The organism is Lamprocystis purpurea DSM 4197 (genome assembly GCF_000379525.1).
In the GTDB taxonomy this organism is placed as follows: domain Bacteria; phylum Pseudomonadota; class Gammaproteobacteria; order Chromatiales; family Chromatiaceae; genus Thiodictyon; species Thiodictyon purpureum.
In genome coordinates, this window is record NZ_KB902493.1 from 59,663 (window position 1) to 83,215 (window position 23,553).

At 64.2% G+C, this 23,553-nt stretch carries 18 protein-coding genes; 9 read left to right on the forward strand and 9 right to left on the reverse strand.

The window, feature by feature from the left end; genetic code table 11:
* The first annotated feature begins 9 nt into the window (after nucleotides 1-9).
* Complete coding sequence (locus tag A39O_RS0112810; protein ID WP_020505061.1) at nucleotides 10-3,219, forward strand: efflux RND transporter permease subunit; 3,210 nt, start codon at nucleotides 10-12, stop codon at nucleotides 3,217-3,219.
* A 1-nt stretch (nucleotide 3,220) separates the two neighbouring features.
* On the forward strand, nucleotides 3,221-4,705 hold the full coding sequence (locus A39O_RS0112815; RefSeq protein ID WP_020505062.1) for an efflux transporter outer membrane subunit: 1,485 nt from the start codon (nucleotides 3,221-3,223) through the stop codon (nucleotides 4,703-4,705).
* A 423-nt stretch (nucleotides 4,706-5,128) separates the two neighbouring features.
* Here the strand turns inward: A39O_RS0112815 and A39O_RS0112820 are convergent, their stop codons facing one another.
* From A39O_RS0112820 to A39O_RS42670, 4 genes are all read right to left on the reverse strand, one after another.
* The gene (locus A39O_RS0112820) at nucleotides 5,129-5,494 is read right to left on the reverse strand and encodes a hypothetical protein (protein WP_020505063.1); all 366 of its coding nucleotides are present in this window, start codon (nucleotides 5,492-5,494) and stop codon (nucleotides 5,129-5,131) included.
* Nucleotides 5,449-5,736, reverse strand: coding sequence for a hypothetical protein (locus A39O_RS41730; RefSeq protein WP_169338439.1), 288 nt, complete (start codon nucleotides 5,734-5,736; stop codon nucleotides 5,449-5,451). Before A39O_RS41730 ends, A39O_RS0112820 begins: the two co-directional genes overlap by 46 nt.
* A gap of 83 nt (nucleotides 5,737-5,819) precedes the next feature.
* On the reverse strand, nucleotides 5,820-6,281 hold the full coding sequence (locus A39O_RS0112825; protein ID WP_020505064.1) for a DUF29 domain-containing protein: 462 nt from the start codon (nucleotides 6,279-6,281) through the stop codon (nucleotides 5,820-5,822).
* A 444-nt stretch (nucleotides 6,282-6,725) separates the two neighbouring features.
* A complete protein-coding gene (locus tag A39O_RS42670) occupies nucleotides 6,726-6,986 on the reverse strand; it encodes a recombinase family protein (RefSeq protein WP_083924657.1) in 261 nt (86 codons plus the stop codon).
* An 837-nt stretch (nucleotides 6,987-7,823) separates the two neighbouring features.
* Here A39O_RS42670 and A39O_RS43820 point away from each other — a divergent pair.
* On the forward strand, nucleotides 7,824-8,804 hold the full coding sequence (locus tag A39O_RS43820) for a Fic family protein (RefSeq protein WP_456073027.1): 981 nt from the start codon (nucleotides 7,824-7,826) through the stop codon (nucleotides 8,802-8,804).
* Between the two features lie 324 nt (nucleotides 8,805-9,128).
* On the forward strand, nucleotides 9,129-10,205 hold the full coding sequence (locus tag A39O_RS36555; protein ID WP_051088807.1) for a hypothetical protein: 1,077 nt from the start codon (nucleotides 9,129-9,131) through the stop codon (nucleotides 10,203-10,205).
* A gap of 444 nt (nucleotides 10,206-10,649) precedes the next feature.
* On the opposite strand, the gene A39O_RS0112845 is transcribed toward A39O_RS36555, so the two are convergent.
* A complete protein-coding gene (locus tag A39O_RS0112845) occupies nucleotides 10,650-13,238 on the reverse strand; it encodes a type IA DNA topoisomerase (protein ID WP_020505068.1) in 2,589 nt (862 codons plus the stop codon).
* Between the two features lie 191 nt (nucleotides 13,239-13,429).
* On the opposite strand from A39O_RS0112845, the gene A39O_RS0112850 reads away from it, so the two are divergent.
* Nucleotides 13,430-13,831, forward strand: coding sequence for a PilZ domain-containing protein (locus tag A39O_RS0112850; RefSeq protein ID WP_020505069.1), 402 nt, complete (start codon nucleotides 13,430-13,432; stop codon nucleotides 13,829-13,831).
* Nucleotides 13,832-13,912: 81 nt separating this feature from the next.
* On the opposite strand, the gene A39O_RS0112855 is transcribed toward A39O_RS0112850, so the two are convergent.
* On the reverse strand, nucleotides 13,913-14,437 hold the full coding sequence (locus A39O_RS0112855; protein ID WP_020505070.1) for a TIGR00645 family protein: 525 nt from the start codon (nucleotides 14,435-14,437) through the stop codon (nucleotides 13,913-13,915).
* Between the two features lie 692 nt (nucleotides 14,438-15,129).
* Here A39O_RS0112855 and A39O_RS0112860 point away from each other — a divergent pair.
* The 4 genes from A39O_RS0112860 to A39O_RS0112875 all read left to right on the forward strand — a co-directional run bounded on the left by A39O_RS0112860 (nucleotide 15,130) and on the right by A39O_RS0112875 (nucleotide 18,327).
* Nucleotides 15,130-15,387, forward strand: a complete 258-nt coding sequence (locus A39O_RS0112860; protein WP_020505071.1) for a DUF433 domain-containing protein — start codon at nucleotides 15,130-15,132, stop codon at nucleotides 15,385-15,387.
* A 100-nt stretch (nucleotides 15,388-15,487) separates the two neighbouring features.
* On the forward strand, nucleotides 15,488-15,697 hold the full coding sequence (locus A39O_RS0112865; protein WP_281170077.1) for a DUF5615 family PIN-like protein: 210 nt from the start codon (nucleotides 15,488-15,490) through the stop codon (nucleotides 15,695-15,697).
* 327 nt (nucleotides 15,698-16,024) lie between these two features.
* Nucleotides 16,025-17,674 carry a tetrathionate reductase family octaheme c-type cytochrome gene (locus tag A39O_RS0112870; RefSeq protein ID WP_020505073.1) on the forward strand — a complete coding sequence of 550 codons (1,650 nt, stop codon included), beginning with the start codon at nucleotides 16,025-16,027 and terminating at the stop codon, nucleotides 17,672-17,674.
* Nucleotides 17,674-18,327 carry a cytochrome b/b6 domain-containing protein gene (locus A39O_RS0112875; RefSeq protein WP_020505074.1) on the forward strand — a complete coding sequence of 218 codons (654 nt, stop codon included), beginning with the start codon at nucleotides 17,674-17,676 and terminating at the stop codon, nucleotides 18,325-18,327. Before A39O_RS0112870 ends, A39O_RS0112875 begins: the two co-directional genes overlap by 1 nt.
* Nucleotides 18,328-18,643: 316 nt before the next feature.
* On the opposite strand, the gene A39O_RS0112880 is transcribed toward A39O_RS0112875, so the two are convergent.
* The 3 genes from A39O_RS0112880 to A39O_RS0112890 form a co-directional block, all read right to left on the reverse strand.
* Entirely contained in the window at nucleotides 18,644-20,887 is a 2,244-nt protein-coding gene (locus tag A39O_RS0112880; protein ID WP_020505075.1) for a RelA/SpoT family protein, read from the reverse strand.
* An 83-nt stretch (nucleotides 20,888-20,970) separates the two neighbouring features.
* A complete protein-coding gene (locus A39O_RS0112885) occupies nucleotides 20,971-22,212 on the reverse strand; it encodes a DUF1015 domain-containing protein (protein ID WP_020505076.1) in 1,242 nt (413 codons plus the stop codon).
* A gap of 97 nt (nucleotides 22,213-22,309) precedes the next feature.
* Nucleotides 22,310-23,338: an amino acid ABC transporter substrate-binding protein gene (locus A39O_RS0112890; protein ID WP_020505077.1), complete on the reverse strand. Its 1,029-nt coding sequence runs from the start codon at nucleotides 23,336-23,338 to the stop codon at nucleotides 22,310-22,312.
* Nucleotides 23,339-23,553 lie beyond the last annotated feature (215 nt).

Here is a 23,553-nt window from a genome sequence, read left to right on the forward strand (position 1 = left end):
GAGCCGCCCATGTTCTCGCACTTCTTCATCGACCGACCCATCTTCTCGGCGGTGATCGCCCTGATCATCACCATCGCGGGCCTGGTAGCGATGGTGCAGTTGCCGATCGCCCAATATCCGCAGATCACCCCGATCCAAATCCAGGTGACCGCCAACTATCCGGGAGCCAATGGCACCCTGGTGGCTCAGAACGTCGGCGCGCCCATCGAGCAGCAGGTGAACGGCGCCAACAACATGATCTACATGTCGTCCACCAGTTCATCGACCGGCAACTATACGCTGACGGTCTATTTCACCATCGATACGGACCCCGAACTGGCCCAGGTCGACGTGCAGAACCGGGTGAGCCAGGCGATGGCCCAGTTGCCGCAGTCGGTCCAGGCCGAGGGTGTCGACGTCCAGCAGAAGACCTCGACCTTCCTGATGGTGCTGGCGCTCTTCTCTCCCGACGGCAGTCTCGACGCGGACAAGATTTCCAACTACGCCAACGTCCAGGTGCTGAGCACCATCAACCGGATCAATGGCGCCAATCAGGCTTCGATCTTCGGTGTTCCTGAATACGCCATGCGCATCTGGCTGAAACCGGACCGGATGGCTCAACTCGGCATCACCGCGAATGAGATCGCCGATGTCGTGAAACAGCAGAACCAGCAGTTCGCGGTCGGCCGCATCGGGGATACACCCACCCCCTATCCGGTGCCCCAGACCTTTCCGGTCACCACCGGCACCATTACCGAAGCCGTGCAGTTCGACAACATGATCCTGCGCGCCCAGAACCAGGACGCTGCCCTGGTGCGCGTCAAGGACGTGGGTTACGCCCAGCTCGGCGCGCAGAGCTACATCCTGAATACCGAGTATGAGGGCAAGTCCGCGACCCTGATCGCGATCTATCAGCAGCCGGGCGCCAATGCACTCCAGGTCTCCAAGGACGTGCGAACCACCCTGGCGGAACTGTCCAAGAGCTTTCCCCAGGGCCTCGATTACGCCGTTGCACTGGACACGACCAAGTTTGTACAGGCCTCCATCGACGAGGTCGTCAAGACTTTCTTCGAGGCCGTCGCCCTCGTGGTGCTGGTGGTCTTCATCTTCCTGCACAGCCTGCGGCTCACCATCATTCCGACCCTGGCCGTGCCGGTGTCGATCCTGGGCGCGCTGATCGGCATGCTGCTCATCGGCTTCTCGATCAATATGCTGACCCTGTTCGGCATGATCCTGGCCATCGGCCTGGTGGTGGATGACGCCATCGTGGTGGTCGAAAACACCGAGCGCAACATGGTCCAGTTCGGCCTGACACCCAATGCCGCCGCCAAGCGGGCCATGGACGAGGTCAGCGGACCCGTGATCGCGGTGGTGCTGGTATTGAACGCCGTCTTCGTGCCGGTCGCCTTCCTCGGCGGTATCACCGGCGCACTCTACAAACAATTCGCGGTCACCATCGCCATCTCCGTGGTGTTCTCCGGCATCATCGCGCTGACCCTCTCGCCCGCCCTGGCGGCACTGCTCGTCAAGGCCAAGCAGGGCGAGCAGAAAGGCTTCTTCAAATGGTTCGATGACGGTTTCGACCGGTTGACCGGCGGCTATGTCGGCGGCGTCAAATGGATCATGCACCACTGGGTGCTGGGAATGCTGGTCTTCGGGCTTGTCGTCGCCGCAACGGTCTGGTTGTTCCGCACCCTGCCCACCTCGTTCGTACCGCAGGAGGACCAGGGCTATATCTTTGTACCCTATTTCCTCCCGGACTCCGCCAGCCTGAGCCGGACCAGTGCGGTCGGCACCCAGGCGGCAGCCGTGATGCGCGCTCATCCGGCCGTGGACAACGTCTCCCAGGTGGACGGCTACAGTTTGATCGACTCCCAGATGCAGACCAACTTCGGCGTGCTGTTCGTCGCACTGAAGGACTATGAGGAACGCCAATCGCCCGCGCTGTCAGCCGGCGCCGTGATCGCCGACGGCATGCGCGGCTTCTACCCCATCCAGGGCGGCTTGGTGATCCCAGTCAACCCGCCTGCCATCCCCGGGCTCGGCGTCACCGCGGGCTTCCAGATTTGGATCGAACAGCAAGGCTCAGGAACCTTCGGACAACTGTCCGATCTGGTCGATGAAATCATCGCCAAAGCCAAGACCCGGCCGGAATTGACGGGAATCAATACGACGGTTCGCGCCAACGGTCAACAGTTGCTGGCCGACGTGGATCGGGAAAAGGCTGAAGTCCTGGGTGTCCCCATTCAGGATGTCTATGACACCTTGCAGACCATGTTCGGCTCACTCTACGTCAGCCAGTTCCCCAAGGATTCGCGTCTCTATCAGGTGGTCCTGCAGGCTGAGCCGAGCTATCGCATGAGCCCGGAGGATATCGGCAAGTTCTATGTCAAGAACAAGGAGGGCAAGATGATCCCCCTCTCGGCGCTGGTCACCACCAGTTACGTGATCGGCCCGAGCATGGTGACCCGCTTCAACAACTATCCGGCCATTGCCATCAACGGCGGCCCGGCCGCCGGGGTCTCCTCCGGCGCTGCCCTGGCGGCCATGGCCGAAGTGGTCGGCGAGGTGCTGCCCGCGGGCTACGGCTACGAGTGGGCGGGTGAGGCGCGCGAAGAAGTCAGCTCCGGTTCGACGTCGGCCATCGCCTTCGTCTTTGGTCTGATCTTCGTCTTCCTGATCCTCTCCGCCCAGTACGAGAGCTGGTCGCTGCCGGTCGGGGTCATGATGGCCGTGCCCTTCGCGATCCTGGGCGCCCTGGTCGCCATCGCCCTGCGTGGTCAGGACAACGATCTCTACTTCCAGATCGGACTGTTGACCCTGGTCGGACTGGCGGCCAAGAACGCCATCCTGATCGTCGAATTCGCGGTGGAACTGAACCGCAAGGAGGGCAAATCCTTCTTCGACGCGGCGGCCGAGGCGGCGCGGCTGCGGTTGCGGCCCATCATCATGACCTCCTTCGCCTTCGTGCTCGGCACCCTGCCGCTCGCCATCGCCACCGGAGCCTCGGCCAACAGCCGTCACTCCATCGGCACCGGCGTTATCGGCGGCACCCTGGCCGCCACCCTGATCGCCATCTTCTTCATCCCGATGTTCTACTGGCTGCTGTCGACCGCCAGCGGCCGGCTGTTCGGCAGCGCGAAGGGCGGCGCGCCGGCGGCGCCGGACGCGGATCGGCTGATCGAGGGCGGCGGGGCACCCGTCACCCAGACACCTCAGGCGCGGCGCGAGGATGTCTGACATGCGCCGCCTGATCGTCTGTGTCATCGCGGCCTTGGTCGCTGGCCTGATCGCCGGCTGCATGGTCGGACCCGACTATACCCGCCCGCTGGTCGATACCCCGGACGCCTATCGCTTCGCGTTCAGCGACGCCCAGGACACGGCCAACACCCGCTGGTGGCGCCAGTTCCGTGACCCGGTGCTGGATGATCTGATCCTCATCGCCCTCGCCAACAACTGGAGCGCCAAGATCGCCGCGGCCAACGTCGAGGCCGCCGCCGCCGTGCTGACCCAGGCGCGGGCGCCGCTGTTCCCCCAGGTGAATTACAGCGGTGAAGGGGTACGGGAGCGAGTCTCCGAGGCGACCGCCACCCCGGTCCCGAGCGGGATCGCCAACCCGCAGAACAACTTTACCGTGCTGGCCGGAGCCTCCTGGGAAATCGACCTGTGGGGCCGCATCCGCCGCCAGACCGAGGCCGCGCGCGCCGATCTGCTCGCGACCGAGGAAGCACGGCGCGGCGTCATCCTGTCGCTGGTCGGCACCCTGGCGAGCAGCTATATCCAATTGCTTGGGCTGGACGAGCAATTGGCTACCGCGAAACGGACCCAGGCCGCCTATGCGGAGTCGCTGCGCCTGTTCGAACTCCAGTTCAAGTACGGCCAGGTCTCGGAAATGGAGGTGGCCCAGGCCAGGTCCCAATACGAGACCGCCAGCGCGCAAATCCCGGTCATCGAACAGCAGATCGCGCAACTCGAAAACGGCATCTCGATCCTGCTCGGACGCAATCCTGGACCCATCCAACGCGGTCTGACGGTCGCGACCATGGGCCGGCCCGCGGTGCCGTCCGGAGTCCCGTCCCAACTCCTGGAGCGACGCCCGGACATCCTCCAGGCCGAGCAACAACTGATCGCCGCCAATGCTCAGATCGGGGCGGCCAAGGCCCTGTATTTTCCAAGCATCTCGCTCACCGCGGCGCTGGGCGGGTCCAGTTCGGAGCTGTCCGATCTGTTCAGCGGCCCGGCCAATACCTGGAATTTCGCAGGCTCAGTGATCGGCCCCCTCTTCACCGCCGGATCGGTCAGCGGCCAGGTAGCCCAGGCCCAAGCCCAGCAACGGGCGGCGACTGAGAACTACCAACAAGTCATCCAAAGCGCCTTCGCCGATGTCTCCAATGCGCTGATCGCCCGCCAGAAGCTCGGCGAGCAGGTCGGAGCGCAAACGCGATTGGTGCAGGCCCTGCGCGACTACTCGCGGCTCGCCCGAATCCAGTTCGACGGCGGCTATGTCCCTTACTCCACCGTGCTCCAGGCCGAGCAGCAACTTTTTCCCGCGGAACTGAATCTGGCCGCCACCCGCGCCGCCGACCTGTCCGCCCTGGTCAGTATCTATCAGGCTATGGGCGGCGGTTGGGTCGACGAGGCGGCGCGCACGGCGCCGGCTCCGGTCAGAGGCAAGGGGCCGTTTGCGCCGGTACTACCGCAGGCGCCGGGGAGCGTGGGACAATAAGCCTGTTCGGAGAGCCGCCGCCGAGTGTTCGGGAGGAATGTCGGTGGCCTTGGTGACGGTTCCGGCCACGCGACATCGTAAGGTGGACAAGCGCAGCGCAGTCCACCAGCGGCGGCGCGGGATTGGGTGAACTGCGGTATCGCTTGTCCACCCGGCCGGAACGATGATCAAGGCCGCGCCGGGGTCAGTTGAGTTCGAGTTCCGGGGACTGTTTACTTAATTCACGCTGCCAAGTTCCGCGCGTCGATGCGGAAGTGGCGGGGCATGGCTATCTTCCCCACATTCGCCACATTGACGAGGAGAAAACCATGAGCGGGGGAACGATCCAGCCAGCCCGGCGCTGGGTGGTCGCACGGACGATCGCCTGGCTGAAAGGGTTTCGGGCGATTCGGACTCGCTACTCCGAGAACAGTGCGTCCAGGTTCAATAGACCCGCGGCTGAAACCCGTCGGGGACATCCAAGTCGAAGACTTGATCGTGAATCCATGCGGCATAGAAACCCTCTCGCAGGACTCGCTCGCGCATCGCCGCGGTCAGGTCGACCGCGGCGAGGATACCAAACAGCCGCTTGTCGCGATGCTCAGGGAAGAACTCGCGAAACTGGTGCAGGATATCCTTCAGTTGACCGATCTGCTTGCCCAGTTCCTTGATCTGACGATCGGTCTGGCGCATCTTGCGATCAGTCTCCTGAAACATCCGTTTGGTTTCCTGCGTCTCGCGCGCGGTTTCCTTTTGCGCCTCGATCAGCTCGCGCAGCAGCGCCCAAAGGTCGTCGGCCGTGGTTGCCATGGTGTCATCCGCCCGGTTTCGTTGCTGCGGTGAGTATAGGCCAGGGGGGCGGTCGGCCGCGGGCTTTCGGTATCCAGATCGTCAGCTCTAACCAGCCTCCGGCGCAGCCGTTCGCTGCAACTGGACCTTGAACGCGTCATCCAGTGCCAGCCGCGCATCGAACCGATGGCCCTGATCATCGCTAAGGGATAGTTGATGTCGGGATCGTAGACGATCACGGCCGTCACGCCGTCGACGGTCATGGTGTCGGCACCGGCGTTGCGGCCTGGTCGATAGGACGCCCGGCGGTGAGGGCGATAGGCTCGCACGGGCAGGGCCTGCGGCCCTACTTGAGCAAGAGCGGCGCCGGCCAGAACTCCGAACTCATGACTTGCTCCAAGGCCCATGGACAGAGATCTGGAAACTGATTCGAGGGCAAGCCCGTTTCTTTAAAAGCGTCCGATCTGGCATCACCCCAGGCATCCGCCCACCATTCAGGATCATTCAGTGATGCCTTAAGGCTAGGAGTTCGTTTCAGCCGACGCGAAATCGCTTCTCGTTGGTGGCGAATGGTGACCTCCCAACTGCTGCCCCTATGGTCAGGCTGATACTGCCATTTGAGAAGATGGGCTAGAAGTACGGCCATGCGGTTTTGGAGTTCGCGCTGTTCACTTTTTCCCACGTCTTCGATCTCATCTGCGATATGTTCGATATCCAGTGCATCGAAACGCCCGGCCCGGAGCAGTCGAGCCTGTTCGTTAGCCCAAGCGATCACGTCGTTATCGTAACTTTTCGGGTGCGCGCTCATTCGGCCTCCTATTGGGCGTTGTCTAACTGTCGCTATCCTCGCCTAAGCCGAGCTTTAGTTTCGTCACAGATAGCCGACGGGGCTGCCGAGTCTTACTCGGCGCCTCCAGTAGATCCGGCACGGCCGGCGCCAAGGTCGGAGTGGCAGGTATGGGCCAGGCAGGGCGGGCTTTCCGTGGCTTTGGTCCGCCCAAGTCCAGCGTGGACTGTCCCGGATCTTAGGGTAGCCTCAACGCCCGGTAAAGCGTTCGGCGTGACGCGTTGAGCGATCAGGCCACCGTGTCGTAGCCTTCCCCCCTGTTCTATAGCCTTCGGACGTGATAGCCGGACGTAGGGGCGGGTTTTAAACCCGCCCCTACACGAAGGTCTAGCTGGATATCAGGTGCGAACGCTACAACAGGGTCCGGGCGGGCGATCTGTTGGGGGGATACCAAGGGCTTGCGACCTATCTTGACCCCATCCGGCGACCGCCGCCGAGCGGCCCGCCTTCGTCCGTTCCTGAGTCAAGGAGCATGCCAGTTCCGCCAGTATCCCGACCATCTGCCACATGGCCCGGGCCCGTAGGCGTTGTGGTGTCGATCGCCTCAGTGAGCGATCGGAAGGCCACGCCCCGCACCTTCAACTCGTCCAAGAGGCCGATCAGGTCACGCGGCGACCGGCCCAGCAGGTCGAGCTTCCAGACCGTGAGCGTGTCGCCCTCCCCCAGCCGGGTCGGGTGTTAGGCGAAGCAGACGGAGAATGAGTGTCGAGCTTTCGGCCGACGTCGAGCCAGACCTTGACGAAATCGCAGCTTACATCGCTGCGGATTATCCGGCGCGGGCGATGAGATTCATTCTATATCGCTTGACGGACACACCGAGCCGGACTGAAAAAATACCTTGCGCAAGGCGCTGGACTGAATAAAAGTCTAGCCCTGTCAAAAAAATGCAGTTTCGATCGCCGCATCTGAGTCATGAACATCCCCCTGCATCCCCCGCGGACCCCAACCCGCCCGGTCGGTTACGCCTGGTTGGCGGACCGGCTGGGCGCGCCGATCTTCCCCGGCACACCGGACGCACGAATCGACAGTGTCATGTCCCTGTGTCGGCTGACGGATGGGGTCATGCTGGTTCCGGCCCGCATGGCGCCGGAGCCGACGATCCTGGGGCACCTGCTCTTCGCTCTGAAACACGAAGGGGTGAACCTCCACCTGCTCGCCCGCGCGGCTCCCCGCGTCGAACCCGCGGACCTGTTGGCCGAGTTCACCGCGACACCGAACGGCGCCTACATCCGCAAGACTTGCTATCTGTGGGAGCGGCTGACCGGCCGGCAACTGGAAGTCCCCGCCGACGTGACCATCGGCGCGGCCTACGCGCAGATGTTCGACCCAGCCGGACACATCGTCGGGGACTCCAGGCGCAACGCACGCTGGCGCGTCGACTTCAACGGCCTGGGTGACCTGAGCTACTGCCCCATCGTGCGGCGCACCGCCACGCTCGGGCGCCTGCTGGATGCGGACATTCTCGGCCAGGCACGCAACTTCGTGCAGCAGACGAGCAAAGGGATGCTGGACCGCGCGCTGGCTTGGGCTTACCTCAGCGAGACCGAGGGGTCCTACGCCATCGAACGCGAGATCCCGTCACACTCCAAGGCGGCCGCGTTCGCCAAGCTGCTCAAGCGCGTCGATGACCCGCGCGAACTCACGCAGGAGTACCTGGTCGATCTGCACAATGCCGTGGTCAATAACCCACTGGCCGTGGCCTCTGCGTTCCGCACCGAGCAGAACCGCCTTCAGAAAGGCGGCATCCCCGGCGCTGCCGGCGTGTCCTACGTGCCCCCGGCGCCGGAACTGTGCGCTGAACTCATGGACGCGTTGCTGCATCTGGCCAACCGGCCACCGGCCGGCCTCGACCCGCTCATACTTGCTGGAGTCGTCTCGTTCGGGTTCGTCTTCAACCACCCCTTTATGGACCTGAACGGCCGCCTCTCGCGGTTCCTCATTCACCACTGCCTGGGTCAGTCCCGCGCCCTGCCCCGGGGGTTCGTCCTGCCGGTGTCGGTGGCCATGAATCGGCATGAAGACCGCTACCTGGCGGCCTTGCAGTCATTCAGCCTACCGGCTCGCNAACTCTGTCAGGTGCGTTGGGCCGGCGACGACGCGTACTGGTATGACTGGTCTGCCGAGGCCGACACGGCTTTCCGCTATCCCGACCTGACCAGTTGCGTCGAGTTTACCCTCGAAATGGCACAGACCGCGCTGGAGCACGACCTGCGGCGGGAGACCGAGTTCCTGTCCGACTTCGATGCGATTTACGGCCAAATCGACGACCGCTGGGACATCCGCAACACGGATCTTTCCAACCTCATTCTTTTCGCCTTCCAGAATCGAGGCTTGTCCAAGCACCGGCGCAAGCAGTATGCCGACCGGGTGCCGGCCGCGGCGCTCGATGAGATCGAGGCGGCCGTGCTTGCGCGGTTATCTGCGAGTGAAGGCGCCGAGGCTGATCCTGGCGAACCGGGTTCCATGGAGCCTGTGCGGCCATGATCGAGCATCAAGCATCGAGGGACCGGTCAGGCGCTGATGCGGTCGGTGAGTACGGCGCGTTCGTCCTTGATGCGTCTGGTGGGGATGGCGCCCTGGGGTTTCTTGGGCGGTAAGGCGTGCGTGCGGATCGATGCCGGTGAGCGGGGACGGCGAGTTCGACAGGGTGCGGGCGCGTATTGTCGCGGATAGTGCAAAGCGGGCCGCGTCAGGCTGCGAAGAGTGGACCACTGGGCAAGAGTTGGGGGTGCGATCACCTAAGCTCTTATTGGACCCGCGGCTTCGGTCGGCGGCGTCCCCAACCCTTCCGCAATCCTGGAGATCCTCATGTGCAAGTCGCTGCTCTTTCCGTGCTGTGTCATGGCACTCGCCGCTGCAACGACCCCGACGACTCATGCGGGGCCGATGGTCGCAATCACTGAACACATGACCCGAGATACCCATCTGTCGAGTAACAACATCTATGTGGTCCGGGGTGAGATCCATGTACGTACCGGGGTCCGGCTGAGCATTGGCAACGGCACGACACTCTTGATCCACAATGGCGATTTCCACACTCCGGCGGGAAACATCACGGGCAAGTCGGCGCTGATCTTCGATACGGGGTCACGGCTCGCTGCGCAGACCCTGACCGTGCGTGCCTGTGATGAGCGCATGAGGGTCGCGACCCACGCCGACAACGCGGGTGTGTTCTTCCTGGGCTCCGCGTCCATTGCGGAGAAGGATCGGGTGTCGAGCGTCTATGCGACCCGGGCCTCGCAATTCCGCGCGACGCGTATTCTGGTCTCTTATCTCGGTCACCGCGATCCCCCGATGCCTCCGGGGGAGGTGTCTGCGGAAGGGGGCACCGGGGCAGCGGACGACGCGACGGCCCCTGTCGGGACCGCAGGTCCCGTCGCCGCAGATGATGGGATCCGCACGGCATCCGAGATTCGCGAGGAGCAGGCCGATGACATCGATGCCCTGAGCGTGATCGGTGTGACCGCCGGCGAATGGCAGGTCGGGGAGATCCGCTCGGAGTTCAGCGGCGACGACGGAATCGATATCGAGAATTCCGACTTCACCCTCAAGCGGCTGACCGTCGTAGCGCCGACCGAGGACGGCATCAATATCACGAGCAGTCGCGTGAGCATCGCCGAGTCGCTGTCCGTCGACATGGCGACCGACGACCCGGCCGACGACCGCGATGCCTTTGATATGGAATACGATGACGGTCAGGCGTTTCTGCGACTGCTACGCGGCTGCGCGGTTCGGATCAAGGGTGTCTTCGGCGATGAGATGACACTGATCTCCGATGACCTGCCGCAGCCGGATGGAAACGGGGATACGCCATACGCCTTCGATGGGGTGTTGCACCGCGGACAGACGTTCATCTATATCGCAGCAGACGAGGGCGCTGAATAGGAGGGTGTCCGGCTGATCGGGGCGCGGCGGCGGAGTTCGGAGTTCCGGAGTTCGAGTGCCTGGTCAGCCGCGGACGGTCCGCACAGCGGACCCTACGGTAACACCGTGACCCGTAGGGTCCGCTGTGCGGACCGACGACCGTGCAGATCGCGCGATGGCCGAGTTTATGACCAAGGCCCAGTTTACTAAATTACCGGGCCATAGAAACGCCATGGAATGCCTCCGGCGTAGGGACTCCGGTTGCCGAGTTCGGCTCGGCACGCCGGGGTCGGCGGGACGACTTCGGTGATTTCCGGGAAGGGGTTGACCGGCGTTTAGGGGCGACTAAAGTCGCCCCAACAGGCGCCCCTACAGGCGCCCCTAAAGACCTATGGAGCTTACAGGCGTGCACTGTCGGGGCCTATATTCCCGGTCATCGCCGCAGGCCGCTCTCACGCAAGCGCCTCAGGTCGCGGGGTCCGGGGGAGAGTCCTGCGTTGCCGTTCGCCGCGGCTGGACCTTGAACCCTTCATCCAATTCGAGCCGCGCATCGAACCGCTGACCCTGATCGTCGCTGAAACCCTTGATCAGACGCGTGCGCCGGTCACGGATCAACGCGGCGATCTGTAAGTCGGTCAGCCGCTTGCCGCAGACCTCGCGCAGCACCGCGAAGTCACAGCCGGCCCGATAGCGGTCGCAACCAAAGCCCCGGTGCCCCTGGATGATCCGACCCTGACCGCATTTGGGGCAGACCAACCCGATCGGGGCCGGCACCGCGGCATCGCTCCCGCTCAAATGCGGTTGCGGTTGCGCAGGGGACTCGGCAGCCGGGGTCGACGGCGCTGCCGGCCCGAACTCGAACACAACCTTGCCGTCCTCACCCAGCCGCAACGCGGCGCTGAAGGCTTTGCCGGCCTTGGATTGAAAGCCGTCCAGCGGGCCGACCCGGGCTCCCGCGACCAACTGGCGTACCTGCTCCTTGGTGAGCTTCAAGCCGGCGATGGTCTTCCACACGGTGAAGGTGCAACCCTCCCGATAGCGGCTGCACCCGAAGGCGCGCGTGGTCTCTTGAATCTCACCCTGCTTGCACAGCGGGCAAGACCCCAGCCCGGCCGGTCGCGGAGCGGCTGACTTGCCCCGGCGGGCGGCGGCGCCCGGCCGGGCGCCCTGGGCCTTGGCCGCCTGCGCCGTGGCCACCTGCTCCGGACTGAAGGCCGGCCCGGCCCAGACCTTGGGGATCAGGTCGCGAACCAGATCGACGATGCCCTGATAGAACGCGGCCACCGGCCGACTGCCCTCCTCGACCTCGCGCAACTGCTGCTCCCAGGCCGCGGTCAACTCCGGACTCTTGAGCGGCAGGGCGACCCGCTCGATCAGCACCCGGCCCTTCTCGGTCGCGCGCAACTGCTTGCGCTGCCGCTCCACATAGCCGGTGCGGATGAGCTTCTCGATCATTTCGGCGCGGGTCGCCGGGGTGCCGAGCCCGGACGCCTTCATCGCCTGCGCCAGCTCCCGATCCTCGATGGTCCGCCCGGCATTCTTCATGGCCGCCAGCAGGGTCGCGTCGGTGTAGGCTCGGGGCGGACTGGTTTCGCGCTCGCAGACTTCGAGCCGATCCACATGCACCGTCTGACCGACCGCGAGCGGTGGCAAGGTCTGGTCCTCGGCCGGCTCGTCCGCGGCAGCCTCCTCGCCGGACTTGGCCGGACACGATCCGGCGACCGCTCCTGCCGTCGGCACCGGCGCACACGCACCAGCGGCGACCGTCCAGCCGGGGTCCATCACCCGCGCCCCGCGGGCCACAAAATCGGCTCCGCCAATGTCGAGCCGGACGCGGGTCTCCGCCACCACCTGGTCAGGCAGAAAGACACAGACGAACCGCGTCTGCACCAGATCGTAGACCCGCCGCAGCGGACCGTCCAAGCCCGCGGGCACCCGCCGGCCGGTGGGCAGGATGGCGTGGTGATCGGTCAGCTTGGTCTGATCCACGTAGGCGCGGCCCAGCCGGTGACCGGCCTTCAGTCTGGCGAGCGCGGCCGGGGCCTGAGGATGATCGAGCCCCTGCAGGATGCCGGGCAGTTGATCCACCAGGTCCTCGCCGATATGACGACTCTCGGTGCGCGGATAGCTGATCAACTTGTGGGTCTCATAGAGCGCCTGGGCGAGTTCCAGGACCTGCGCGGCAGTGAACCCGAAACGCCGGTTGGCATCCCGCTGGAGCGTGGTCAGATCATAGAGCGGCGGCGGACGGTTGTGCTGGACCTGCTGCTCCAGCTCAACCACGGTCCCCGTCCGGTGCGGAGCCAGCTCCCGATGCAGCCGTTCCGCCTCATCCTTCTTGTCGATCCGCGTCTCTCCGTCCTTACTGTAGCGGGCGCGGAACCCCTCGGCCAGGTGAGCGACCAGCTCGTAGAAAAAGACCTTCTGAAAGCGCGCGATCTCGGCGTCCCGCGCGCAGATCATCGCCAAGGTCGGAGTCTGGACCCGACCAATGGTGCACAGCACCCGGTTATGCACCGTATAGGCCCGGGTCAGATTCATGCCCATCAGCCAGTCGGCCTGCGACCGGGCCCGCGCCGCGCGCGCCAGATCGTCATAGGCGCTGCCGGGTCGCAGCGACCGCAGGCCCGCGCGGATCGCCTCATCGGTCAGGCTCGACACCCACAACCGATCGAAGGGCTTACGGCACCGCGCGTGCTCATAGATCAGCCGGAAGATATGCTCGCCCTCGCGTCCCGCGTCCGTGGCACACACCAGACGCGCAGTGGCCGGGTCGTTGATCAACCCCTTGACGATCTTGAACTGATCCGCCGTCTTGGGCGCGAGCTTGAGCCGCCAGTGCTCCGGGATCATCGGCAGTTGGCCCGCGGACCAGCGCCCTTGCCACGGCGGGCCATAGTCGTCCGGCTCCGCCAGATGCACCAGATGTCCCAGCGCCCAGGTCACGCAGTAGCCGTTGCCCTCCAGAAAACCCTGGCCTTTGCGGGTGGCGCCCAACACCCGGGCGATATCCCGCGCCACGCTGGGCTTCTCGGCGATGACAACGGTGCTCATGGTGCGGATTGACAGAACGCGTCGGACGATTGATAAGCTAGTTAACAGACAAGCGCGTCCCCAGACAATGACTCATCCCGGCCAAGCCCCGTCGGCGATCGGCCGGCGATCAACCCTTGTGTCCATCGCTTGCCGATCATGGGACCATGGGAACCGTGAACTGAACCACCAAAACCCGGCCGGAGGCCATCATGCGTCGCTATCTCCGCCATCCGACCGATTGTCCAGTCGACATCCGCCTGAGCGATGTCGTCCGCGACCGCGAGTACCTGCGTAACATCAGCCGCGGCGGTCTGTGTTTCATCTCGACGATCCCCATCGACGCGGGCGCCGCCATCCACATCGAGATCCCGATCGTGGAACCCGTCTTCGAGACCGACGGCATTGTCGCCTGGTGTCACCCGACCTCCGACGGCTTCGAGGTCGGAGTCCGCTTCGCGGGCCGGGATCAGAGCCGACACCGGGTGGTAGAGCAGGTCTGTCAGATCGAACAGTTCAAACGTGAAATCTGGATCCGGGACGGCCGAATGCTGTCCGGGGAGGAGGCGGCGCTGGAGTGGATCCGCGGGCACCAGGCGGAGCTGCCGGTCTGACCGCGGCTCAGCCGCGTAAAAGGGCGCTACGGCCCCGCCCCGGCGAGCGCCTGATGATCGCGCGCTCGCCGATGACGATCCTCAGTGCTTTTCGTCCGCCCCGCCGGACCCGCGATGCGAGGCAAAGGCCATCTTATCCAGTACCCCCATCATCACCGCCGACACCACGAAGGTCAGATGGATGATCACGTACCACATCAACTTATCGTTTGGAATCTGCGGGATATTGACGAACGCCTGCAACAGATGAATCGACGAGATCGCCACGATGGACGCGGCCACCTTCAGCTTCAGCGTCCCGGCGTCGAGCTTGCCCAGCCAGTCCAGCTTGTCGTCGCCCTCTTGGACGTTCAGGCGTGACACGAAATTCTCGTAGCCCGAGAACATCACCATCACCACCAGACTCGCGACCAGGCTCAAATCGATCAAGGCCAGTACGACCAGGATCATGTTCTCTTCGGACGTTTCCAGAATGTGACTGAGCAGGTGCCAGAGCTCCTGGAAAAACTTCACGCCGAGAACCAACAGGGTCAGCGACAGCCCCAGATAGATCGGGGCGAGCAACCAGCGGCTGCCATACAACAAGCGTTCGACCAGACGTTCCACGGTAAGCGACTCCAGAGGTTTCGATGCGCGTCCCGGCCGGCAGCCGGGCGCGATCGGCGGGGCAGGCAGGATAGCCGCTAGTTTCCCCGGTGCCGTGGGGGGCGTCAATCCGCCTCGAAGCACACTCGGCGGGCGCTGGAGCCGAACCCGTCACTTCAGCACAGTTACGCCCTAATCGTGTATTTGCGTTTCTACCGCCTAACCGAGCCACACGAACTCCGCGTCAAGCAATACGGAACCTTTCGCACCTTGGACTTCGATGGTCCGCTCGTCGTTTTACGCGCGAACCCCAAGTAACAGTGAAAACCCCGGTAGTTTCGCGCGCTCTCGAAGTCTTTGATCTTTAAAAGTTTCGATACCCTTGGCCTTCTTATGCCTCAACCAAGACTTGCGCCCTACGCTCGATTCGCGCAAGCTCGCCAAACTTCGTCGTGGAATCCGCAGGTTACGCGCGCGAAGCATCGCCCGGCCAATCCGCCGGGCGCGGATTGAAACTGGCATGTTGCCACCGTGGGTGCGCTGGCCGGCAAGCATCGCCCGGCCAATCGGCCGGGCGCGGATTGAAACCAAGGTGGTGTCGTGAACAACGCCATCCTCGACAGCATCGCCCGGCCAGTTGGCCGGGCGTGGATTTAAACTTGCTGAGTTTCCCGGCGTCGAAGTGCAAATCCTGTGCGTATGAAGAGGCAGACATGAACGACTGGCGAGACTGCATCGTCGCCAATTCCGATACCCTATTCGGCAAGCCGCGGATTAAGGGCACACGCATCGGCGTGGGATTTGTGCTGGACCTATTGGCCTCCGGCTGGAGCGAGGTGCAGATTCTGGGCAGCTATCCACACCTAACACAGCAGGACTTGCAAGCGGTCTTCGCCTTTGTGCGCGACTGCATGCGGAATGAGACCTTCATCATGCGGGCGGCAGCGGAGTCCGGTCAGGTGCCGACGTAAATCGGACTGGCTGGCCGACAAGAACTTCCCCGGACCGGTTATCCGGGGATTGTCCGCGGCGGGCAACGATATCGTATCAGTGGGCTAGTCCGCTCCGGGCATCAACGACCTCGCCGTGCTCGACTTTGCCTGCCGTACCGGTCGTCGGCTGCTGACCTTCGATGTCGATTTCGGTGAGTTGGTATTTTCGTGCGGTGTAGCGGCACCGGCCGTCATCGTGTATTTCCGGATTCATCCCCTTGTGATTGAGAAGGTGCTCCAGTTGGTACTGGGTGCCGTCTGGACGCGCCTGACGGGTACTTCACCGTGATCGGCTGCTCGGCCGGGCGTGAGTTGAAACGTGTGAGGACGCAAAGTGCGGCTCACCTCGACCGCCATGGCGGGCCTTGCGGAAACGGCCGTCGGGGGAAGCGGCAAAGGTTCTCCCGCACGACGCTCGCCGCCGCCTTTGTTGCGGGTTCCTCACGAAACCTGCAGATGGACCTCACCGCAAGACAAGTATGCCCCGTCTGCTTGCTCAAGATCAGTGAATCCGTGAAGAATTCGTTGCATCATCACGCGGTCGCTCCGACACTGCGCACACCCGTGATCCGGGGCGCGCCGCCGGACACCGAACCATAAGACGAGGAGAACCACCATGCATGTTCTACCCGGCATCTTGCTCAGTCTGGCACTGATGTCCGTCGCGCTCGCGCCTGCCCAGGCCCGGACGAACTGGCCAACACCGCCCGTCGTAGTCGACACCAACCCGCAGGTGTCCGGCCCCCTGACCGGCGGCACTGCCGACCACCGTAAGTTTGAAATCTTGCAGAAGCCGTTCGCCTCCGGTCCGGATGTCACCAAAGCGTGCCTGAGTTGCCACACCGAGACCGGTAAGCACTTCATGAAGAACATTCACTGGACCTGGGACTACAAGGACCCGGTGACCAACCAGCAACTGGGCAAGAAATACCTGATCAACAACTTCTGCACCAATGCCCGCGGCAACGAGGGCATGTGCGCCCAGTGCCACGCCGGCTACGGCTGGAAAGATGAGAGTTTCGACTTCACCAACGAGGGTAACATCGACTGCCTGGTCTGCCACGACCTGACCGGCACCTATTACAAGACGCCCAACAGTAGCGGTAACGCGGCCTGCTCGGTGATGTTCGAGGGCAAACCGGCCATCGATCTGAGTTATATCGCACAGCGCGTGGGCCTGCCGGAGCGCGCCAATTGCGGCGCCTGCCACTTCAACGGCGGCGGCGGCGACAACGTCAAGCACGGCGATCTCTCGACCGCGCTCAAGAGCCCGTCGCGCGAACTGGACGTGCATATGTCGCCTCAGGGCCTGAATTTCGCCTGCACGGCCTGCCATGTCACCAAAGATCATGTCTGGGCCGGCAGCCGCTACGACGTCATCGCCAAGGATGAGGGGGGCCAAGGCAAACCCGGGCAGCGGCGCGACGTGGCCACCTGTGAATCCTGTCACGGGGTCACACCGCATCAGAGTGGCTCGATCGAACACCGCAAACTCAATCATCATGTCGCCTCGGTCGCCTGCCAGACCTGCCACATCCCGGCCTTCGCCCGCGGCGGCGTGGCCACCATGATGGACTGGGACTGGCGCACCGCGGGCAAGACCAAGGACGGCGAGGGTTACCATGAGCACGGCTACACCCAGGGAAACGGCCAGGAGCGCTACACCTACAAGTCGATCAAGGGCAACTTCACCTACGCCGAGAACGTCGTCCCCGAGTACGCCTGGTTCAACGGCCAGATGCACTACACCACCATCGACAGCCGCTTCGATACAAAAGCACAGCCGATCGCCATCAATGCCTTCGACGGCAGTCGTGACGACATCCGCTCACGCATCTGGCCCTTCAAACGGATGCACACCTGGCTGCCCTTCGATACCGGCAACGGCACCTTGGTCTATACGCATCTGTGGGGGGACGACAACGAGGCGTACTGGGGCAATTACGACATGGGCAAGTCGATCGCCCGCGGCATGAAGGACTTCGGGCTGCCCTACTCCGGCCAGTTCGGTTTCGTTGAGACCATCTCCTACTGGCCCATCACCCACATGGTCGCCCCCAAGGAGGACGCCCTGGCCTGTCGCGAGTGCCACGCCCAGAACGGCCGTCTGGACACGGTGGAGGGTGTCTACCTGCCGGGACGAGACCGCAATTATTGGCTGGATTTGGCCGGCGTCTTACTGGTGTCGGGCACCATCGGCGGAACCTTGGCTCACGGCCTGATGCGCCGCCTGCTTCGCAAACACCACAAGGGGGAGAATCACTGATGGCCACCCGCCGCGTTCTGATTTTTTCGATTTTCGAACGGTTTTGGCACTGGGCCCAGATGGCCCTGATCATGACCATGCTGGTCACCGGGTTTGCCATCCATGGGCTTTACGTATCGATACCTTTCGACACCGCCGTGACGCTGCATACGCTGGCCGCCCTGGCACTGCTGGCCCTGTGGATTCTCTCCACCTTCTGGTTGTTCACGACCGGAAACTGGAAGCATTACATGCCCACGTCAGAGGGGCTGGGGCAGGTGCTGCGCTTCTACTCCTACGGTATCTTCCAAGGCGAACGTCATCCCTACCGGAAAGCCTATTGGCGCAAGCACAACCCGCTTCAGGCCATCGCGTATCTGGCGCTCAAGCTGGTGCTCTTCCCGGCCATCTGGATCTCGGGGCTGATCTATCTCTTTTACTTCGCCTGGGGAGACGTCCGCTTCGCTGCCGCCGGACTGGAGTGGGTGGCCCTGATTCACACCGCCACGGCCTATGCGATCCTTGCCTTCGTCATCATTCATGTGTACATGCTGACCATCGGACATTCGTTCGCGGCGCATGTGGCCCCGATGCTGACGGGCTTCGACGAGGTCGATTTAACGCCGGAGGAAGAGGCCTACCTGACCGCGGACGAGCCGAGCCATATCCGTTGACCTTCGGCGGCCCGGCCTTGATGAAGATTCCGGCCACTTGGGCTCGCCGGGTGCGTCGTCAGGGCTGGAAGCCCTGACGACGCACGTCGCTGACCGGGATTACGATCAAGGCCGGCGGCCCGCCCCCCGTGGGAGCGGCCTCCGGCCGCGATGGGGATCATCGCGAACCCGCAGCCCCGGCGCGGCCCTGTCGCGGCCGGAGGCCGCTCCCACAAGAGACGTTGCTGTCCCGACGGGGGTCAAGGCTGAAGCCTCGGATGATTTCCGGGAAAGGATTTACCGGCGTTGGGGGGCGACTGAAGTCGCCCCTACAAGATCAATAGGACCGCCGGACTTCCAGCACATCCGGCGTCTGCGCCAGCTTGGCGAGCAGACGCTCCAGGTGGTCCATATCCCGCACCTCGACGGTGAACCGCATGGCCGCGGTGTCGGTGGTGCGCTCGGAATGGGTGTTGACGCCGATCACGTCGACGTCCGCATCGGCAAAGACCGATGACACGTCACGCAGCAGCCCTTTGCGGTCTGCCGCGATGACCAGGATGTCGACCGGATAGGCGGCATCCGCGGGCTGGTGGGCCCAGCGCACCCGCACCAGTCGGTCGGCCTCGTTCGCCGGGAGGTGACGGACGTTGGAGCAGTCCCGCCGATGAATGGTGACGCCGCGCCCGCGGGTGATGAAGCCAACGATGGCGTCGTAGGGCACCGGCTTGCAGCAGTTGGCAATCTGCGTCAGCAGGTCGTCCACCCCCTCGACCACGACGTCCCCGGCACCGGCGCCCGACTTTACGGGAGCGCGCGTGCGCGACTCCGGTTCACGTGCCTCCCCGCGGCCCTCCCGCGACTCTCGGCCTTCCTGCAGGCGCGGCTCGCCCACCTGGCGCGCGACCACACCCACCGCCAGATCGCCCCGCCCCAGGGCGGCCAGGACATCGTCACCGCGTTTGAAGTTGTTGCGGACGGCCAGTTGATCGAGCTGGAGCTTCTCGACGATGCCCAGGCGCACCAGCTCCTTGTCCAGGGCGGTGCGCCCAAGCTGGACGTGCAGATCGTGGTCTTGCTGCTTGAACCACTGGCGCACCCGGTTGCGGGCTCGCGCGGTGGTGAGGTACCCCTGGTGGGGGCTCAGCCAATCCCGACTGGGGGTCGCGTTCTTCTGGGTGAGGATCTCGACCGTCTCGCCGCTATTGAGTGTGTAGCTCAGCGGGACGATCCGCCCGTTGACCCTGGCGCCACGGCAACGGTGGCCGATCTCCGAGTGCACGGCATAGGCGAAATCCAGCGGCGTGGCGCCCTTTGCCAGTTCGATCACCTTGGCCTGGGGGGTGAGCACATAGATGTGGACCGGCTCGAACTCGGACTTGAAGCGCTCCAGAATATCGGTGGCGTCCTCGCCCTCACTCTTGAGTTCCAGGAAGTTGCGCATCCAGACGATGCGGCGCTGAAACTCCGCATCATGACCCTTCTTGGCCTCCTTGTAGGCCCAGTGGGCCGCGACCCCCAGTTCGGCATGGCGGTGCATCTCATGGGTGCGGATCTGGATCTCCAGCGGCTTGTCCCCCGGGCCGATGACCGCGGTGTGCAGCGACTGGTAGAGGTTGCCCTTGGGGCTGGCGATGTAGTCGTCGAACTCCTTGGGAATGTGCCGCCAGAGCCCATGCACCAGCCCCAGGGCGGCATAGCAGTCGGCGACCGTGTCCACCAGCACGCGGACGGCGCGCAGATCGAAAATTTCACCCAGATCGACGCCCTTGCGCTGCATCTTGCGCCAGATGCTATAGATATGTTTCGCCCGGCCGGTGACTTCCGCCTTGATCCCGGCCTCCGCGAAAGTCTGTTGCAGGGTGGCGATGATGTCCCGAATATATTGCTGGCGCTCCTCGCGCCGTTCGGCGATGGCGCGGACCAGGGCCGCATACTCCGCCGGCTCCAGGTAACGCAGGGCCAGGTCTTCCAGCTCCCACTTGACCTGCCACATGCCCAGCCGGTTGGCCAGCGGGGCATAGATGCGTTGGGTATCGCGGCTGATCCGGGCGCGCCGCTCGGGCTCCAAATCTTTGATGGCGCGCATCAGGTGCAGCCGTTCAGCCAGCACCACCAACACCACCCGGACGTCCTCGGCGATGCCGAGCAACAGGCGCCGCAGATTCTCCTCGTGCTCCTGCTGATCCTTGGCGGCGATGATCGACTCGACATTGGCGATCTGACCGATGCGCGCCAGATCCCCGACCATGCGGGCGATCCCCGGACCGAAGCGGTCGGCAAGCTTGGCCTCGGTCAGGTCCCCCTGATCCATACAGCCGTTGAGCAGGGCAGCGATCACCGTCTCGTGGTCCATGCGCAACCGCGCCAGGATATCCGCGGTGGACAGCACGTGGCGCACATGGGTCTCGCCGGTCTCGATGCGCCGGTCGCCGCGACAGCGGGTCAGGGCCGTGCAGGCCCCGGCGATCAGCTTGAGATCTTCAGTTCCGTAGTTGCACGCCAGGTTGTCCAGCCAATGGCGGATCGCGTCATCATCGCCGATGTCCGGCGCGGGCAGGTTGTAGACGGGTTTGACCATGGGGAAGCCTCCAGTTGCCAGCCACCATTCGCCAGCGCCGGCGGGTTATCCGTCGGCGGCTGGCCGCTGACCGCCGACGGCGGTTAGTCCAGTACGTGACTGACCAACCCATCCGCCAGCTTGGGCTCGAACCAGGTGGACTTGGGCGGCATCACCTCACCGGAGTCGGCGACCGCCATCAGATCCTCCATACCGGTCGGATGCAGCGCGAACGCGACGGCCATTTCGCCAGAGTCTACCCGCGCACGCAGCGGCGCCAGGCCGCGGATACCACCGACGAAGTCGATCCGTTCATCGCGCCTGGGGTCGACGATACCCAGCAGGGGCTCGATCAGATTGTCCTGCAGCAGACTGACGTCCAGCCGGCCGACCGGATCATCATAGGGGATGCGGGCGGGGTCCAGCGCGAGTCGGTACCAATGACCGCCCAGATACATGCCAAACACGCCCGGACACTCCGGCTGCACCGGCCCGACCGCCCCCTCGACGGCGAAGGGGACCGCCAGACGCTCCATCAGGGCGTCCGGAGTCAGGCCGTGCAGGTCACGCACCAGGCGGTTGTAGGCCAGAATCTGCATCTGATCATGGGGGAAGATCACCGAGAGGAAAAAATTATAGGACTCGGCCCCGGTGTGGTGCGGATTGGCGGCGCGGCGCGCGGCGGCGACCCGCGAGGCGGCGGCGGAGCGGTGGTGGCCATCCGCCACGTAGAGCGCATCCAGCGCCTCGAAGGCGCCGGTCAGCCCGTCAATCACGGCCGGATCGGCGATGGGCCAGAGTTCGTGACGCACCCCCTCGGCGGCGACGATGTCCACTTCCGGGATGGCGGCGCTCACCCGCGCCAGCACGGCGTCGATGGTCGGCGTGGCCCGATAGACCAGGAACACCGGACCGGTCTGGGCATTGAGCACGTCGATCTGCCGGACCCGGTCATCCTCCTTTACCGGGCGGGTGAACTCATGCTTCTTGATCCGCTCCGCGTCATAGGCGGCCACCGAAGCCGCGGCCACCAGACCGGTCTGCACATGGCTGCCCATGGTCAGGCGATAGCAGTAATAGCGCGGCGCCGGATCGCGCACCAACACCCCCGCCGCGAGCATCCCGTCCAGGTTCTCCCGCGCCTTGGCATAGACCGCCGGCGCGTAAGGGTCGGTATCCGGCGGCAGGTCGACCTCCGGACGCGACACGTGCAGAAAGCTCCAGGGCCGGCCCCTGACCATGGCGCGCGCCTCCTCGGCGTTCATCACGTCATAAGGCGGGGCAGCGACCTCGATGGCACGGCCGGGGGCCGGGCGCAAACCGGCGAAAGGCTTGATCAGCGGCATGACGGAAACTCGGTTATTGGTCGTCGCGACACAGGTTTCACCACAAGGCAACCGGCTGGGGCAGATCGCGGCCCCGGCAGGTCAGCCCGCGGCCTTCCTAGCGGGCGGGCGGAGCATACAGGATACCCCCGTTCAACCACAGTGCATTCAAGCCGCGCTGCATCTTGAGCGCCGACCCCTCACCCAGGTTACGCTCGAAGACCTCGGCATAATTGCCCACCTGTTCGATGATCCGGTAGCTCCAGCCCTGATCCAACCCAAGCAGCTTGCCGCTGGCGCCGTCCACATCGAGCAACAGACGCAGGTCGGCGGATTGGGCGCGGGCGCGCACCTGATCCACGTTCTTGGAGTCGATGCCGGCCTCCTCCGCGTTGATCAGGGTGAACAGGGTCCAGCGCACGATATCGAACCAGCGGGCGTCATCACGCCGCACCGCTGGTGCCAGCGGCTCCTTGGAGATCACCTCGGGCAGGATGCGGTGGGCACTCTCGTTGCCCAGCGCGGCACGCACCGCATGAAGCTGGGAGTGATCGGCGGTCAGCGCGTAGCAGGTCCCGTCCAGGTAGGCCTTGGTCGCGGTCTTGATGTCCGGGAACTGCTTGAGGTCCAATTCCTTGTTATGGAGACTGAAATAGGCGCGCGCGGCGTCAGGCCCGGTGGTATCCGCCAGGGCGCAGATCGACTGCTTGTTCAGTTCCAACGCACTCAGGGTGTTGGTGTCGCGGTGGACCATGAAGCCCTGACCATCGTAATAGAGCGTCGCGACGAAGACGATCTCCAGATCGAGATCGCGCGACAGCGTCCAGGTCGTGTTGCGCGAGAGCAGATCGATCTCACCCTCGTTCAGCACGTCGAACCGATTGGCGGTCGAGATCGGCACCAGGTCCACCTTGTCCTTGTGACCAAGCACAGCCGCCGCCACCGCCCGGCAAAAATCCACATCCAGCCCGCTCCAGACGCCATTCGCATCCTTATAGGAGAGCCCCGGTAACTCGCCGTTGACGCCACAGCGCAACACCCCGCGCTGCTTCACATCCGCGAGGGTATCCGCCCGGGCCGCGGACGTCAGACCCAGGGACAGGACAGCCAGGGCCAGGGCGGCAAGCCAGCGAGACGGCTCATGCATGGTGAGGCTCCAAGGGATTCGATCGGGTGGCGATCACGCGTTGAGCGCGGACCCGGCGCCTGGGCCGTCCGCCGCACGCACACCGGGCTGATGTCGCCGCGGCCGGTCGTAGTGAGCCTCTAGCGGTGTCCGCAACCCCCTGAACTGAAAAGCCGCCCGGCGGTGGAAAACTTTCGTTTACCCCAGCCCGGAACGAACAATCAGTCAGTTGCGCG

Excerpts from the sequence above, each read along its gene's own strand:
- A39O_RS0112890 (WP_020505077.1), bottom strand. The coding sequence starts at position 23,338 with ATGCATGAGCCGTCTCGCTGGCTTGCCGCCCTGGCCCTGGCTGTCCTG.
- A39O_RS0112810 (WP_020505061.1), top strand. The coding sequence starts at position 10 with ATGTTCTCGCACTTCTTCATCGACCGACCCATCTTCTCGGCGGTGATC.
- A39O_RS0112850 (WP_020505069.1), top strand. The coding sequence starts at position 13,430 with ATGCGTCGCTATCTCCGCCATCCGACCGATTGTCCAGTCGACATCCGC.
- A39O_RS0112860 (WP_020505071.1), top strand. The coding sequence starts at position 15,130 with ATGAACGACTGGCGAGACTGCATCGTCGCCAATTCCGATACCCTATTC.
- A39O_RS0112815 (WP_020505062.1), top strand. The coding sequence starts at position 3,221 with ATGCGCCGCCTGATCGTCTGTGTCATCGCGGCCTTGGTCGCTGGCCTG.
- A39O_RS0112885 (WP_020505076.1), bottom strand. The coding sequence starts at position 22,212 with ATGCCGCTGATCAAGCCTTTCGCCGGTTTGCGCCCGGCCCCCGGCCGT.
- A39O_RS36555 (WP_051088807.1), top strand. The coding sequence starts at position 9,129 with ATGTGCAAGTCGCTGCTCTTTCCGTGCTGTGTCATGGCACTCGCCGCT.
- A39O_RS0112845 (WP_020505068.1), bottom strand. The coding sequence starts at position 13,238 with ATGAGCACCGTTGTCATCGCCGAGAAGCCCAGCGTGGCGCGGGATATC.
- A39O_RS0112875 (WP_020505074.1), top strand. The coding sequence starts at position 17,674 with ATGGCCACCCGCCGCGTTCTGATTTTTTCGATTTTCGAACGGTTTTGG.
- A39O_RS0112870 (WP_020505073.1), top strand. The coding sequence starts at position 16,025 with ATGCATGTTCTACCCGGCATCTTGCTCAGTCTGGCACTGATGTCCGTC.
- A39O_RS41730 (WP_169338439.1), bottom strand. The coding sequence starts at position 5,736 with ATGACCGTCGACGGCGTGACGGCCGTGATCGTCTACGATCCCGACATC.
- A39O_RS0112880 (WP_020505075.1), bottom strand. The coding sequence starts at position 20,887 with ATGGTCAAACCCGTCTACAACCTGCCCGCGCCGGACATCGGCGATGAT.
- A39O_RS0112820 (WP_020505063.1), bottom strand. The coding sequence starts at position 5,494 with ATGGCAACCACGGCCGACGACCTTTGGGCGCTGCTGCGCGAGCTGATC.
- A39O_RS0112825 (WP_020505064.1), bottom strand. The coding sequence starts at position 6,281 with ATGAGCGCGCACCCGAAAAGTTACGATAACGACGTGATCGCTTGGGCT.